General features: G+C 60.4%; 16 protein-coding genes. 7 read left to right on the top strand and 9 right to left on the bottom strand.

Annotated elements, in window-relative coordinates; genetic code table 11:
* Positions 1–14 precede the first annotated feature (14 nt).
* The 4 genes from fliN to motA are packed head-to-tail and all read right to left on the bottom strand — an operon-like array spanning position 15 to position 2,546.
* Positions 15–407: a flagellar motor switch protein FliN gene (gene fliN / locus CIW50_RS03100; protein ID WP_149529786.1), complete on the bottom strand. Its 393-nt coding sequence runs from the start codon at positions 405–407 to the stop codon at positions 15–17.
* Between the two features lie 33 nt (positions 408–440).
* Entirely contained in the window at positions 441–725 is a 285-nt protein-coding gene (locus tag CIW50_RS03095; protein ID WP_149529785.1) for a hypothetical protein, read from the bottom strand.
* The gene (locus tag CIW50_RS03090) at positions 706–1,641 is read right to left on the bottom strand and encodes a FliM/FliN family flagellar motor switch protein (protein WP_068729903.1); all 936 of its coding nucleotides are present in this window, start codon (positions 1,639–1,641) and stop codon (positions 706–708) included. The genes CIW50_RS03095 and CIW50_RS03090 overlap by 20 nt, the downstream gene beginning before the upstream one ends.
* Complete coding sequence (gene motA, locus CIW50_RS03085) at positions 1,641–2,546, bottom strand: flagellar motor stator protein MotA (RefSeq protein WP_283808814.1); 906 nt, start codon at positions 2,544–2,546, stop codon at positions 1,641–1,643. The genes CIW50_RS03090 and motA overlap by 1 nt, the downstream gene beginning before the upstream one ends.
* A 239-nt stretch (positions 2,547–2,785) precedes the next feature.
* On the opposite strand from motA, the gene flgF reads away from it, so the two are divergent.
* Both flgF and fliI read left to right on the top strand, forming a co-directional pair.
* Complete coding sequence (flgF, locus tag CIW50_RS03080; RefSeq protein ID WP_149529784.1) at positions 2,786–3,556, top strand: flagellar basal-body rod protein FlgF; 771 nt, start codon at positions 2,786–2,788, stop codon at positions 3,554–3,556.
* A gap of 28 nt (positions 3,557–3,584) precedes the next feature.
* Positions 3,585–4,916 carry a flagellar protein export ATPase FliI gene (fliI, locus tag CIW50_RS03075; protein ID WP_149529783.1) on the top strand — a complete coding sequence of 444 codons (1,332 nt, stop codon included), beginning with the start codon at positions 3,585–3,587 and terminating at the stop codon, positions 4,914–4,916.
* A 15-nt stretch (positions 4,917–4,931) separates the two neighbouring features.
* Here fliI and hutH read toward each other — a convergent pair whose 3' ends face one another.
* Positions 4,932–6,458, bottom strand: coding sequence for a histidine ammonia-lyase (gene hutH / locus CIW50_RS03070; protein WP_149529782.1), 1,527 nt, complete (start codon positions 6,456–6,458; stop codon positions 4,932–4,934).
* Between the two features lie 298 nt (positions 6,459–6,756).
* Here hutH and CIW50_RS03065 point away from each other — a divergent pair, with 298 nt between their 5' ends.
* Entirely contained in the window at positions 6,757–7,437 is a 681-nt protein-coding gene (locus CIW50_RS03065; RefSeq protein WP_149529781.1) for a spermidine synthase, read from the top strand.
* A 24-nt stretch (positions 7,438–7,461) separates the two neighbouring features.
* Here CIW50_RS03065 and CIW50_RS03060 read toward each other — a convergent pair whose 3' ends face one another.
* Both CIW50_RS03060 and CIW50_RS03055 read right to left on the bottom strand, forming a co-directional pair.
* Positions 7,462–7,722 (bottom strand): DUF3551 domain-containing protein, encoded by a 261-nt coding sequence (locus tag CIW50_RS03060; RefSeq protein ID WP_149529780.1) that lies wholly within the window; start codon positions 7,720–7,722, stop codon positions 7,462–7,464.
* Positions 7,723–7,878: 156 nt separating this feature from the next.
* On the bottom strand, positions 7,879–8,868 hold the full coding sequence (locus CIW50_RS03055; protein WP_149529779.1) for a Bug family tripartite tricarboxylate transporter substrate binding protein: 990 nt from the start codon (positions 8,866–8,868) through the stop codon (positions 7,879–7,881).
* A 154-nt stretch (positions 8,869–9,022) separates the two neighbouring features.
* Between CIW50_RS03055 and CIW50_RS03050 the strand changes: the two genes are divergently transcribed.
* A complete protein-coding gene (locus tag CIW50_RS03050; protein ID WP_149529778.1) occupies positions 9,023–9,436 on the top strand; it encodes a VOC family protein in 414 nt (137 codons plus the stop codon).
* 121 nt (positions 9,437–9,557) lie between these two features.
* A complete protein-coding gene (locus CIW50_RS03045; RefSeq protein ID WP_149529777.1) occupies positions 9,558–11,150 on the top strand; it encodes an AMP-binding protein in 1,593 nt (530 codons plus the stop codon).
* A 13-nt stretch (positions 11,151–11,163) separates the two neighbouring features.
* Here CIW50_RS03045 and CIW50_RS03040 read toward each other — a convergent pair whose 3' ends face one another.
* Positions 11,164–12,258 carry an HD-GYP domain-containing protein gene (locus CIW50_RS03040; protein WP_149529776.1) on the bottom strand — a complete coding sequence of 365 codons (1,095 nt, stop codon included), beginning with the start codon at positions 12,256–12,258 and terminating at the stop codon, positions 11,164–11,166.
* Between the two features lie 262 nt (positions 12,259–12,520).
* Here CIW50_RS03040 and CIW50_RS03035 point away from each other — a divergent pair, with 262 nt between their 5' ends.
* Together CIW50_RS03035 and CIW50_RS03030 are read left to right on the top strand one after the other, a co-directional pair.
* Positions 12,521–12,814: a hypothetical protein gene (locus tag CIW50_RS03035; RefSeq protein WP_246664167.1), complete on the top strand. Its 294-nt coding sequence runs from the start codon at positions 12,521–12,523 to the stop codon at positions 12,812–12,814.
* Positions 12,815–12,889: 75 nt separating this feature from the next.
* Positions 12,890–13,564: a dienelactone hydrolase family protein gene (locus tag CIW50_RS03030; RefSeq protein WP_149529774.1), complete on the top strand. Its 675-nt coding sequence runs from the start codon at positions 12,890–12,892 to the stop codon at positions 13,562–13,564.
* Positions 13,565–13,735: 171 nt separating this feature from the next.
* On the opposite strand, the gene CIW50_RS03025 is transcribed toward CIW50_RS03030, so the two are convergent.
* Positions 13,736–14,734, bottom strand: coding sequence for a Bug family tripartite tricarboxylate transporter substrate binding protein (locus tag CIW50_RS03025; RefSeq protein ID WP_149529773.1), 999 nt, complete (start codon positions 14,732–14,734; stop codon positions 13,736–13,738).
* Between the last annotated feature and the right edge of the window lie 191 nt (positions 14,735–14,925).

Genomic DNA, 14,925 nt, shown 5'->3' with positions numbered 1-14,925 from the left:
TTGGGAAAATCTCTTTAAGCGTCCGAATCCCCGGCCGCTCCTCCGACGATTTCCGTCAGCGATACACCAAAACGCGAATTTTCATCTTCCACGACGACTACCGCGCCACGCGCGACGATGCGTCCGTTGACGACGACCTCGACAGGCTCACCCACACGGTGGTCGAGCGGGATCACAGCGCCACGGCCGAGTTTCATCAGATCCGCAACCGGCATAGTCGCGGAGCCGAGCAGCACCTGCACCGTGACCGGGATGCGCAGGATCGGCTCGAGATTCGTCAGCCGGCTCGTCTCCTCGGCAGCGCGCGCCGCGAGATCAGCCAGTTTGCCAAACGACGCGCCGTCAGCCTTGAGCGGATCGGTGGCGGGTGCCGCGCTTACTGGATCGATATCGAATGGTTGCTTCATGTCCCCTGCCTTCTTGAAATCTCAGATCTTGGCCTAAGCCGGATTTTGCGCCGCAGTGCGAGTATCGATTTCCACGATGGCCTTGCGCGCCTCGTCGATCTTGTCACCGAGCGCCTGGACCATTTGCCGCCCGTCCGAGCTGAATTCGCGCACCATCAACACCATGTCGTCCACCGTCTCATTGGTCTTGCCGACCACGGCGGTGAACTCGCCCTGATGGGCACGCAACTTGACGAGCTCGCGATGCATCTTGGTGACGCGAATGCTCGTGAAGAGCAGGGCTGCGAAAAGGATGATGTCAACGAGCGAGGATACCATCGATAAATTCCCGTTTTTGGTCGGCCGATTCCTTGACCTGCAGTGAGTAGACGCCGTTCATCTGGCCGAGCTGACACCAGAACAGGCGTTGATCATTGCATTCGAGGCGAACCATGGTGTCCGGTGTGGCGTTGAGCTTGAGTACCTGGCCGACGTGAAACTTTGCGACCTCGCCGAGGGTAAACTGTCGCTCTTCGAGAACCGCCTTCAGCACGACTTCGGTTCGCTTGATTTCGCTATGGAGCTGGCGGCTCCAGTTCGGATCGGTGGAAGCCGATTCACCGGATACGATCTGTGACAGCGCCTGCCGGATTGGATTAAGCGCGGCATGCGGAATGACGATGAACATCTCGCCGCCGCGATCGAGACCCTGCAACAGGATCTTCGCGCAAACAGCCATGTTGTTAAGGCGACCGATCGCGAGGTAATCCATGCGCGTTTCGACGCGTTCCAGATTGAACGTCACGTCGGAAGCGCGATCGAATGATGCCTGCAGTGCCTTACCGAAGCGCTCGAACAGCGACTGCGCGACATGCAGTTCCACATTCGAAAACACCCGGGGCATATCCAGCGGCGGCTCCGCACCATCGGCGCCGAATAGGAGCTCGATCATCGTATAGACGAAATCGCGATCGAAACCGATCAGGATGCGCGCATCCCATGCTTGCGCATAGAACACCGCGGCAATGGCTTCGCCTTCATAGCGATCGAGGATATCGGAGAGACGATCGCTGCCCACGCTGCTCAACGAGAAATACGACTGCGACGGCGACATAGATCGTAGGCTTTCGGCGCAGAGATTCGTCATCTGGTCGAAAATCACATGCAGCATGGGCATGCGTTCGACGGAAATTCCGGCGGCTCCTAGAAGTTGATCCGATCCTTGATCCACGCGGCCTGACTTCACTTCTGACATCAGGCCCGTGCTCCCGCTTTCGCCGAGGGTTCAGCTGGTGACGCCTTCGCAGGACCGCCGGAGATAGTTTCGCTTTCGACGACATCAATCGACGGGCGTTCACCGGGGCCGATCATCTTGCGACCATGCTCGATCGCGATCTGTGGCAAAGCCCCATTCATGAAGGCCAGCAGCGACTGCTTGACAATCACATACATCCGGGCGCGCTGCTCGCGCACCAGCTTGATCTTGTGCGCGAGCGGCGCAACGAGTCCGTAGGACAGAAAGATGCCCGCAAAGGTGCCGACCAGAGCCGCTCCGATGAAGCCACCGAGCAATTTCGGAGACTGATCAAGCGCACCCATCGCCTTGATGACACCGAGCACTGCGGCGACGATGCCGAGGGCCGGCAGGCCTTCAGCGACCATCATCAACGAGCCGTATGGCTTCATCTTGCTGCGGATGATGGTCTCGATCTCTTCGTCCATCAACGCTTCGATCTCATGCGGCCGCGCACTGCCCATGATGATCAGGCGAAAATAGTCACAGATGAAGTGCAGAAGAGGCTCGTTGGCGAGCACCGTCGGGAAGGCGGTGAAGATTTCAGATGACGTCGGGTCATCGATATGGGCCTCCACCTCGTTGCGGCCCTTATTCCGCACTTCACGCATCAGCGAATGCAAAAGCCCGAGTAGATCGAGGTAATGACGCTGCTTCGGCACTGCGACAGTCAGGGCCTGCACGGTGGCGCGGCCGGTATCGACGACAGTCTTCCAGGGGTTCGCGATCACATAGGTGCCCAGCGACATCCCCATAATAATGACGAACTCCCAAGGCTGCCATATCACGCTGAGATGCCCGCCCATCGCGGTGAAGCCCCCGATCAGACTGGCGAGTGTGATTATGACACCAAAGAGAATGCTCAAGCGCACCGCTCCAAATTGAGGATGCAATTCACTTAGGCAACGATGCTTGCACGAGGCTGACATGTGTCTGCGGCGGCCAGCCCCGCACAAGCTTGTCCGGGGAGTTTGAGGCCAATCTCGCTCCCGTGCACCCGCAGACTGGGAATTCCCTGCCGATGGTCTCGACAATCGCAAGTTATCAATGGGCCTGAGCACAGACTTGCTGGCCACCCTGCAGAACCTGAAACTCGGACGATAAAATGCAATCAGCACTCTATGTCAGCCTCTCGGCCCAAGTCTCGCTCGAGAAGCGACTTGAAACCATCGCCAATAATATGGCCAATATGAAAACGGCGGCGTTTCGCGCCGATGCCGTGAAATTCGAGACTGCGATGTCGCGCGCAGCAACGCAGGCAGTCGCGTTCTCCTCGCCTGGCGAAAATTTCATCTCGCGCAAGGAAGGCGCTATCACCCAGACCGGCAATACCCTTGACGTGGCGGTGACAGGAAACAGCATGGCCGCGTATCCCGGCGGCCCGGATCCCGGCAACACGACATGGATGGCGTTTGCTGGCCCGAACGGCCCCGTCTATACGCGCGACGGCCGTATGCAGATCGATATCAACGGCCAGCTTCAGACACTGACCGGCTATCCGGTGCTCGACTCAGGCGGCACGCCGATCATCGTCGATCCAGATGCCGGCCCGCTAACGATCGTGCGCGATGGGACGATTTCGCAGGGCCGCATCCAGGTCGGTCAGCTCGGCTTGTTCGATATCGCACCGGACGCAAAGCTGGAACGTTTCGGAACGTCGGGCGTGATTCCGAGCAAGCCAGCGACCACCGCGCTCGATTTCGTCACAGTCGGCTTTCAGCAGGGCTATGTGGAAGGATCGAATGTCGATCCTCTGACTGAACTCACGCAGATGATGACCGCCCAGCGCACCTTTCAGAGTGTCAGCTCATTGATCGACAATTCCGAAAGCACCATGCAGGGCGCCATTCGGACCTTGGGCGATCCAAAGGCCTGATGCCTGACGTGAACGGCGGGAGAGCCTGATGAACGCGCTTGAGAAACTCGAATCGACCATCGCAACGCTACGCCGGGATGTGCCGACGGTGCGTGTTGGCGGGATGGTGTCCGAGGTGACGCCGACGCATTTTCGTGTCTCGGGCCTCTCGCGCTACGTCAAACTCGGCGAGCTGATCGGATTGGAGATTGATAAGCAACTCCATCTCGGCGAAGTCGTGCGAATCGATAATGACGGCGTCACGGCCAAGCCGTTTGATTCGCACTTCGCGGCGGGTCTCGGGGTTCCCGCCTTCCGGATGCCACCCAAGACGCTGTCGCCGCACCCGGCGTGGAAAGGCCGTGTCATCAATGCGCTCGGTGAGCCGCTGGATGGTGCCGGCGACATGCCGGTCGGCGAGCGTGAAATGCAGACCGACGCCAATCCTCCGCCCGCAATGAACCGTTCGCGCGTGAGCAAGCCGCTGCGTACCGGCGTCCGTGTGGTCGATCTCTTCACACCGCTTTGCATCGGCCAACGCATCGGCGTTTTCGCCGGTTCCGGCGTCGGCAAGACCACCCTGCTCTCGATGCTCGCGCGCGGTTCCGGCTTCGACACCGTCGTCACGGCACTTGTCGGTGAGCGTGGCCGCGAAGTGCGTGAATTTCTCGAGGAATCGCTGATCCATCACAAGACCCGCGCGATCACAGTCGTCTCGACCAGCGACGAAAGCCCGATGATGCGGCGGCTGGCACCGAAGACGGCGATGACCATCGCCGAATATTTCCGCGATCGCGGCGAATCGGTGCTGTTGATCGTCGATTCGGTAACGCGCTTCGCCCATGCATCACGCGAAGTCGCACTCGCCACCGGCGAGCCGGCGATCGCACGCGGCTATGCGCCAAGCGTGTTCAGCGAGCTTCCGCGACTGCTGGAGCGTTCGGGACCGGGCCTTGAAGGCCAAGGCTCCATTACCGGCGTCTTTGCCGTACTGATCGACGGTGACGATCACAACGAACCCGTTGCAGATACGGTGCGCGGTACGCTGGACGGACACATCATGCTGGACCGCGACGTCGCCGATCAGGGCCGCTATCCCGCGGTCAATGTGCTGTCATCGGTGTCGCGCCTCGGCCAGCATGTGTGGTCGCCGGAAGAAGCCAATTTGGTGCGCAAGCTGCGCGCCATGATCGCGCGTTTCGAAGACACACGCGACCTTCGCCTGATGGGCGGCTATCAGCCCGGTCGGGACAGCGAACTCGACCAGGCCGTTCAACTCGTGCCCAAGATCTACGACGTACTGCAACAGCACCCGACCGACCCGTCCTGCGCGGAGCCGTTCCAGGAATTGCTGAGTGTGATCAAGACTGCGATCGGGTGATCGCTCTCCCGCGCTCTAGACACCCGGAATCGATTCGAGATTTGCCGCCGCGACGATTGCTCCGGATCGTACGAGACCGATCGATTTCTGAATGTCGTCATGGAAATATCGGTCGTCGTCGAGATGGGCGACGTCGGCCCGGATACGTTCACGAACCCCTTCAAGGCGATCGCTGGACTTGAGCGGCGCATGAAAATCACAGCCTTGCGCACCCGCTAGCAACTCGATGGCAATGACGGCCATCGCATTCTCGATCATCGGCAGCAGCCGACGTGCTGCATGGGCAGCCATCGAGACGTGATCTTCCTGATTGGCCGATGTCGGAATCGAATCAACACTGGCCGGATAGGCGCGCTGCTTGTTCTCCGAAACCAGCGCTGCGGCAGTGACCTGAGCGATCATGAAGCCCGAATTGAGCCCTGGCTTCGGTGTCAGGAATGCGGGCACACCGGAGAGTGCCGGATCCACCAGCATGGCGATCCGGCGCTCAGAGATCGACCCAATCTCACAGATCGCAAGCGCCATCATATCCGCAGCAAAGGCAACCGGCGCCGCATGGAAGTTGCCACCGGAGATCGCGATATCGTCGTCGGCAAAGATCAGAGGGTTGTCAGAGACGCCATTCGCTTCAGTGAGAAGCGTGGTGGCCACCTGCCGCAAAACATCCAGCGCGGCGCCCATCACCTGAGGCTGACAGCGGAGGCAATAAGGATCCTGAACACGCACATCACCGGTGCGGTGTGACTCGCGAATCGCGCTGCCGGCGAGAAGTTCCTTCAATGCCTGGGCCGAAACGATCTGCCCTTCATGCTTGCGCAGTTGATGGATGCGTGGATCGAACGGCGTGTCGGACCCCCGCGCGGCATCGGTCGAGAGCGCCCCACTGACAATGGCGGTCTTGAACAGGATTTCGGCCTCGAACAATCCCGCAAGCGCATAGGCCGTCGAAAACTGCGTGCCATTGAGCAGCGCCAGTCCTTCCTTGGCTTGCAATTCAATCGGCTGCAGACCAGCACTGGCGAGCGCCTCCATCGCCGGCAATCGACCGGACGTCGTCAGCGCCTCGCCGACACCGATCATGACCGACGCCATATGCGCGAGCGGGGCCAGATCGCCCGAGGCGCCAACCGATCCCTGCGCCGGCACGATGGGCGTGATGTCATGCGCGATCATGGCGCTAAGCAACTGGACCGTCTCCATGCGGACACCAGAGAAACCCTGCGCCAGACTCGCAAGCTTGAGACACATCATCAGCCGCACCACTGGTGCTGGCGCCGGGTCACCGACGCCAACGCAATGCGACAGCACGATGTTTTTCTGCAGGGTCGTGATGCTTTCGGCTTCTATGCCGACATGAGCAAGTTTTCCGAAGCCTGTATTGATGCCATAGACGGGCTCGCCCTTGGCGACGATCCGGGTAACTGCCGCAACACTGGCATTAATGCGGGGAATACACCTCTGATCGAGAACTGGTACAACCCCCCGATAGATCGACCGCCAGTCTGCCAGCGTCACCGCACCCGGTGTGAACCGCATCGTCATAAAAGGTATCTCCAGGCCATCGATAGATGGACCAAGGCAACACATTAAACACTGCGCTTCAATGTTTGCGCAACAGAAAGGCCAGCTTTGAGGCTGGCCTTTCAGCTGATCGACATTCAGATGGTGCGACGTGCGACGCAGCGTCACGTTTGGCTTACGGCTTCCACCCGTCGCCCGGGAACGGGCCGTAGTATGGTGTATAGCGGCAGCCACCATAAGGACCGCGCCAACCGAGTTGCATGGAGCCCGGTTCTCGCGCTACCACCGGCCGCGTGCAATCGCTTGACGAAAGATACCCGTGCTTCCCTGGAAACTGATCGATACGACCGAAGTACCCGGCGGCGGCGTGCCGCTGCGCCTGATGCAGCGCGGGCACGAATTCACCATTAAGCTCGGCCAGAACGAACTGATGAGCAGTCGGCTGTTCGGCTCCGAGGAAGCGCTGGCTACGCTTACCTGTTTCCGTCTCAAGGACATGCAAGCGCCGCGGCTTTTGATCGGTGGCTATGGCATGGGCTTTACATTACGCGCTGCGCTAAAGGTGCTGGGACCGACGGCGAAGATCAGCGTGGTCGAGCTGGTGCCCGCAATCGTCGCTTGGGCACGTGGCCCAATGGCCGAGCTGTCCGGCGACAGCCTGAGTGATCCACGCGTAGAAATTATTGAAGGCGATGTAGTCAAGGCCATCGCCAGCGCGCGCGGCAAATATGATGCGATCCTCCTCGACGTCGACAACGGACCGGAAGGCCTGACGCGAAAATCGAACGATGCTCTCTATGATCTGAACGGGTTACGCGCATCTCACGCTGCGCTCAGTCCCGGCGGCGTGCTCGCGGTATGGTCGTCATTTCCATACGACAAATTCACCGCTCTCTTAGGCAAAGCAGGTTTCAACGCGGAAGAGATCAAGATTCGCGCAACCGGCACACGCGGCGGCGCCCGTCATGTGATCTGGCTGGCGAAGAAACCGAAGCCTTAGCATCCGCCGTCCTGCCGTTTCGCTTTAGTACGCAGCGGAACGTCGGCTGCGGCGTGGTTCGCCGTAAGGCTGCGGGCTGAACGCCAGGCTCGGATTAACGATGCAATCGACACCACGGCCTGATGCAGTTGCTCGGCACGCTTCATAGCTCGGATAGGAACAATCAGTCCCGAAGGCCTGCGACTGGATGCAATAGGGATAGGCCGGGGCGGCAGTTGCAGAGCCAGAAGACATGGCTGAAATACCACCAACAGCCAGCACGGCCAGCATCAGATTACGCATCATGTCTTCTCCTCCGCGGGCAGCGGTCCTGTGATGTCTTCGGAAAGCAACAGAGCCTGCGGATGAACGTTCCCGCAGGCTCCGGTACATCCCAGTCTCGTGATCACGCGCTTATGCTGGCGCAATCACGAGGATTAGATACCGTAGTGCCGCATGGGTTCATTCGACCTTAAGGCCCGCCGCCTTGACCACTTTTTCCCATTTCTCGGTCTCCGCGACGATCATCTTGCCGAAGGCTTCCGGCGGCCCGATCAGCGGCTCGCCGCCGAGATCGATCAGCTTGGCCTTGACTGCCGGATCGGCCAGCACCGCATTTACGTCGGCGTTGAGCTTGGCGATGATCTCCGGCGGAGTCTTCTTCGGCGCACCCATGCCGAACAAGGCGCTGGCCTCATAACCCGGTACGGTTTCGGCGACGGTCGGCACATCGGGTAACAGCGATGATTTCTCGGTGGTCGTCACCGCCAGCGCACGCAGGCTGCCCGAGCGGATGTGCTGGATGATTGACGGCATGTTGTCGAAGATCACCTGGACCTGACCGCCGAGCATATCGGTGATCGCCGGTGCGGCGCCGCGATAGGGCACATGCTGCATCTTGGCGCCCGACAGCATCATGAACATCTCGCCGGACAAATGCACCGAGGTGCCGTTGCCCGACGACGCCATATTCACCTTGCCCGGATTGGCCTTCACATAGGCGATGAATTCCCCGACGGTCTTCGCCGTAATATCCTTGTTGACGGTCATCACATTGGCAGTGCGATGGAAGGCGGCGACAGGCGCGATGTCGCGCACGAAATTGAAGTTCAGCTTCCCATACAACGTCGCATTGATGTAGTTCGCCGGATTGACCAAGAGGATAGTGTAGCCATCGGGCTCTGCATTCACGACGGATTCAGTACCGATATTGTTGCCGGCGCCCGGCTTGTTCTCGACGACAAATTGCTGACCGGTTCGCTCGGATAGCTTTTGCCCGATCAGGCGGGCCAGAATATCTGTTGCACCGCCGGCGGGGTAGCCGACGACAAAGCGAACCGGCCGCGTCGGATAATCCACGGCCAGCGCCGAGCTGACAGGAACGAGAGCGGTCGCAGCAAAAACAGAAAAGCCAAGCGCAATCAGACCGATCGCGGCACGACGTGACGTCATATTTTATTCCCTCCGGCTGCCGAAACTTTGCGCGCGGTCAGCGTGTGTTGAATTGACAACGGCCGTATCTACCAAACAATTCAACTATCGACCAGTGCGACACTACTGCGGCACCAGCCCAAAGAAGCGTCAAGAGAAAGCCAAGGACCATTTCATGTCCCTCACCGTCACGGCCCTCGATCATCTCGTCCTGAATGTCACTGATGTCCAGCGTTCCGCCACCTGGTATCAACGCGTCCTGGGCATGGAGGTGAAGGTGTTCGATCCCGGTCCAGACAAGTTGCCGCGTACATCGGTGAGTTTTGGCGCGCAAAAGATCAATCTGCGGCCAATCAGCGCCCATAAGGTCGAGTGGTTCACGGCGGATCATGAAATGGCCGGCAGCGATGACCTCTGTTTTCTCACGGCATCGCCGCCTGACGCCGTGGTCGCGCATCTCGACGCTTGCGGCGTCGCCATCGAGGAAGGCCCGGTCGCCAAACAGGGCGCGCGCGGTACCTTGCGCTCGATCTATTGCCGGGATCCCGATGGCAGCCTGATCGAAATTTCATCTTACGAAATAGGTTGATCCTGCACGCGGCCGCGGTTTGCGCCGCCCCGCCGCCGATGGCACAACATCCTCAGCAAAAACAATAATAAGAAAGCCGCACCGCACAGGCGGGCCTTGAGCGGCTTCCATTGGAGGATACATGCCCCAGCCCGCCACGAATCCCGTCATGATTCCCGGCTCGATCAGCCCGTTTGACGGCATGGACGTGCCATGGCTACTGCGCATGCGTGCGGAAACGCGGCGCGATCACCCCTTCATCATCTGGTCGCCATTCGACGCACCGGCGCGGCCATGGACTTATGGCGAATTCTACGATCGCGTCGGCGCACTTTCCGCAGGCCTCGCCAGACGCGGCATCGTCAAGGGCGACTATGTGTTGATCCATCTCGACAACTGCGTCGAGATGCTGCTGGCCTGGTTCGCCTGCGTCGAACTCGGCGCCATCGCCGTCACCACGAATACCCGCTCGTCAGCCGCGGAGATCGAATATTTTGCGGATCACTGCGGCGCGGTCGCGGCGATCACGCAACCATCCTATGCCGAGCTCGTCGCCGCTAATTGCCGGAAACTGCGCTGGATCGCCGTGACCTCGCACAATGCCGGCGCGCTGGCCGATGGCTACGCGGTCGGCAAGGCCGAGCGTTTTGATGCGCTATTCGCCGACAGTACCGACCGCCCGCGCCGCCCGGTCGATCCCTGGGCGCATTGCAGCGTGCAATATACGTCGGGCACTACGTCCCGGCCCAAGGCCGTGCTGTGGACCCATGCCAATGCGCTATGGGGCGGCAAGGTGAATGCTGCGCATCAAGACCTGCATGCGTTCGATACACATATGACCTATCTGCCGCTATTCCATACCAATGCACTGGCCTATTCGATGTTGGCGACGCTGTGGGGCGGCGCCTCCATCGTGCTCCAACCGCGCTTCTCCGCGCGCCGGTTCTGGTCCGTCGCCATCGAACATCGCGCGACATGGCTTTCGACCATCCCGTTCTGCATGAAGGCGCTGCTCGAATATGAGGTGCCGAAGCATCATTTCCGAATGTGGGGTGCGTCGTTCTGCGATCCGCCGGCCTTCGCCAAATTCGGCGTCAAGATCATCGGCTGGTGGGGCATGACCGAGACCATCACCCACGGCATCATCGGCGAGGTCGATCAGCCCAACACGCCCATGTCCATCGGCCGCACCGCAACCGAATACGGCATCCGCGTCACCAATGACGACGGCACGCCGACCGCCGTGGGCGAGACCGGCAATCTCACGATCAAGGGCATTCCCGGCCTGTCGCTGTTCAAGGAGTATCTGCACAACGAAGCCGCGACCTCAGACAGTTTCGACACCAACGGCTTCTTCATCACCGGCGACCGCGTCACGCTGCTCGAGCGCGGCTATATTAAGTTTGGTGACCGCGCCAAGGACATGTTGAAGGTCGGCGGCGAGAATGTCGCGGCTTCCGAGATCGAGCAGGTGGTCATCACCGTGCCTGGCGTGCGCGAAGCTGCCGTCGTCGGCAAAAAACATTCCATGCTGGATGAGGTGCCCGTGGTTTTCATCATCCCGCACGCCGGCGTCGCGCAGGCGCCACCGGCGCTGCATGACAATGTCATGGCGGCCTGCAAGAGCGGGCTGGCGGATTTCAAGGTGCCGCGCGAAATCCACTTCGTGGACGAGATGCCACGCTCGACGCTTGAAAAAATCGCCAAGGCCGAGCTGCGTAAGCTGCTGGCCTGAGGCGAACGGGCGTTTATGCGCCGAGCGCCACCGGACGGAATACCTGCAGGAGTTGCTGGTCGATCTTGTCGCCCATCTGCTCCATGATCTCGAACGCCTTCGCATGCGTGAAAGCCATGCGATAGGCGCGCCGTTCGACCAGAGCTGCGTGGATATCGACGATGGTCATCAGGCGGACAATGTCGCTGATCTGATCGCCGGCCAACGCATCGGGGTAACCGCTGCCATCCAGGAATTCGTGGTGATGCAACACCACGTCGAGCATCTCGCGCGGGAAGCTGCCCTGCGCCACCAGCGCTTCGAAGCCGAGACGCGGATGTTTGCGGATTTCGAGCGTCTCTTCCTCGGTGAGCTTGCCCGGCTTGTCCAGGATCGCGACCGGGATAAACGCCTTGCCCACATCATGGACGAGGGCTGCGCGCGTGAGACGGCGCTGATCTTCGTCGCGCATGCCGAGATGCTGCGCAAAGGCCACCGCGAAACCCGTCACGAACAAGCAGTGACGATAACTGTGATTATGATGACGGCCGACGGCGGCCAGCCACTCGCGCAGCGACGTGCGCTTGATGGCCTTCAGAATTTGGTTCTCAGCCTGCATCACATCGTTGAAGGTGAGCGGCACGCCGGCGGGCAGCTTCTCGAAAATCTTGACCATGACCGCATGCGCCGCCTCGACGCCGCGATTCAGCGCCTTGCCGCGGGTGGAGAAGTCCTCGTCATGTGGATTCGGGAATGCGGCGCGGATGCGCTGCATGACGCCACGCGCATCGAACGGCCGCGCGATCGTATCGGTGGCGCCGAGCGCCCAGGCCTGCATCGATCCGTGATGCAGCGCATCGGCCAGCACGAACAGACGCGGTATCGCTTCATAGGATTTGTGGCGCAGTTTGTGGCGCACGCGCTGCACGGCCTCTGCCGAACGCAGATTGATATCGACCACAATGCCCGACAGTTCACTGGGCGGCATCTCCGGAATGGCTGACGTTGGGACAACATCGACCTCGCCGACCTTCTGCAGGATGTCGAGGAGTTCATTGCTGCTATCGCTACGGTCCGATGCCAGCAGCAGTCGGCGGCGCGCCGGCGATGGTTTGACTGAAGTGGTCATATGCCCTCGATCTATTGCGGCGAACGGACCGCAAGCAGGACATACATACCTTGGAACTGGGTTCCTGAAGCTTAATGGGTATTGTTAATGCTTCCTGATAGGTCCGCGGAAGGTTTCATTCCGGCGGGCAGCACTATCAGTCGGTTAGGGCCTTCGTGAAAACTTTAAGCAATGCCGCCTTGCGCCGGTACCCGATCCGGAAAACAATCGCGCCATGAAGATTTCGGTATTCATCCTTGGCTTCGAGAGCGTGCTCGCCGTTATGGTTCCCGCCCATGGGCAGCCCATCGGGACGGCGCCCGATCTGCCATTCACGGCAACTCTGTCGAATGCAACGCCGCTCGCTTTCGGCATGGCCACGGATGATGCCGCCCGCGCTTTGGGCACCCCGCTGGCCTATATCAGCGGCCGGCCGGGGCATGAGATTTATCTGGCGATCCGTAGCTTCGGCGGCAGCGGCTTCTTCGACCGCGGCGACCGCCTCTATCTCCAGTTTCGCAAGGGACGCCTGACCGGCTGGAAGGGCGACTGGGGCCGGAACTGGATGTGGCGGTAGCCGCTTTGTGAGTGGACCAGTGCTGCCGTCCGCGCCAAACAGACTGCACCCCTCAACAACGATATGGAATACCTCGTGGGACAAGACATCACGCTGACTGCATCTGACGGCTTCAAGCTCGGCGCCTACCACACCCAGCCTGAGGGCAAGCCCAAGGGTGCCGTGGTGGTGATTCAGGAAATCTTCGGCGTAAACAACCACATCCGCACGGTCTGCGATCGTTTCGCCGTGCAAGGCTATGTGGCGGTCGCACCGTCGATCTTCGATCGCACCGAGCCCAACTTCCAGTCCGGCTATTCGCCCGAGGAAATCGCCATCGCGCGCAAGTTCGTAGCCAATCCGGATTGGCCCGCGATGCTGCGCGACACCCAGGCCGCGATCGATTCAGTGAAAGATGTCGGCAATGTCGGCATCATCGGCTTTTGCCTCGGTGGCAGTGTCGCCTTCGCCGCCGCGACGAAACTGACTGGCCTGAGCGCCGCCATTGGCTATTACGGTGGCGCCGTGGTGCGCTTTGCCGACGAGAAGCCGACCGTGCCGACACAGCTGCATTTCGGCGAGAAGGATCACGGCATTCCGCTGTCGGATGTCGAGACCATCCGTGCCAAACGGCCGGATGTGGAGATCTTCGTCTATGACGGTGCCGAGCACGGCTTCAATTGCGACCAGCGCGCCAGCTACAACAAGGCGAGTGCCGACCTCGCCAGGGAGCGCAGCCTGAACTTTCTTGCCAAGCATCTGGTGAAGTGAGAGACGCGGGAGCGTCTCTCCTCATCACACTCTCGGTGTGATTGCCCAGCCTGGCCGGGCGATCACATATAGGTTGTCACCACGGGCTAATCACGGAACTCCGTGTTTACCGGACCACCCGCTTACGCGGGTGGCGACAGCCGAGACCGGCCCGCGCTAGTCCGCGCCAACTTACTCGCCTTTGACGCCCGCGGTCTTTGCCACCGTCGCCCAGCGATCGAAGTCGCGGCGCAGGTTTTTCTCGAAGGATTCGGGGCTGTCACCGACGGGAACGAGATTGACCGCTTGCAGGCCGGCCGTCCCTTCCGGCGAATTGATGATGCGACCAAGCTCAGCGGACAATTTGTTGACGATGTCCTTCGGCGTCGAAGCCGGCACGAAGACGCCGACCCAGCCTTCAGCCTCAAAGCCGGGATAGCCGAGTTCGGCCATGGTCTGGACGTTCGGCAGCTTGGGCTTGCGCTTTTCACCGCCCACTGCGAGCGGACGGATCTTGCCGGCTTCGAGCTGCGGTCCGGCCGTGGTGAAGTCAAGGAATGCGGCAGTAACCTGATTGCCGAGCAGGTCGTTCAAGAGCGGCGCGGCGCCGCGATAGGGCACATGCGTCATGTCGATGCCGGTGTTTTTCTTCAGGAGCTCGCCATAGAGATGCGACGTGGTGGCATTACCGAAAGTGCCGTACGGATATTTTCCGGAGCCCGCCTTGGCGAGATCGACCAGTTCCTTCACGGACTTGATCGGCTGCGCTTCAGGGACGACGAGCACGATCGGCGAGATCGCGACCTGTGTCACCGGGGCGAGATCCTTGAACACGTCGTAGGGCAGTTTCGACATCAGGCTTGGTGCCTGGATAATCTGCGTGATGGCAATAAGCACCGTGTAGCCATCACCCGGAGCCTTGGCGGCGAAGTCGTTGCCGATCACACCGCCGGCTCCCGGCTTGTTCTCAACGGTGACGGTCTGCTTCCAGGATTCTTGCAGCTTCTGCCCCAGCAAGCGCGCGGCGACGTCAGTGGCACCACCGGGCGCATAGGGCACGACGAAGGTGATGCGTCGATCGGGATAGGATTGCGCCGTCTGGGCAGAAGCTTGCGACGATACCGCTCCCAGCGCCACGATAGCTGCCAGAGCGACACCGCGCATGGCCTTGATCGACGGACTCGTCTTCATCTATTCCCCCTGAAATCTGGTTGCGCCGACATGGCGGCGCTCCGGCGAGTTGGCCTCGCTTGATCATGGCTTACAGTGCGGGAGACGATTCTGATACGGCGCAACGCGTATCCTGACGCCAATGCGCCGATACATCGCAGCCTTTAACGATCGGGAGTACGCCGACCTATTCCGCAAAGCGGAGAAAGTCA

It is taken from the genome of Tardiphaga sp. P9-11, from assembly GCF_008329525.1.
GTDB lineage: Bacteria > Pseudomonadota > Alphaproteobacteria > Rhizobiales > Xanthobacteraceae > Tardiphaga.
Note: the sequence above shows the minus strand (reverse complement) of the source record. Positions and strands in the feature narration are given on the sequence as shown.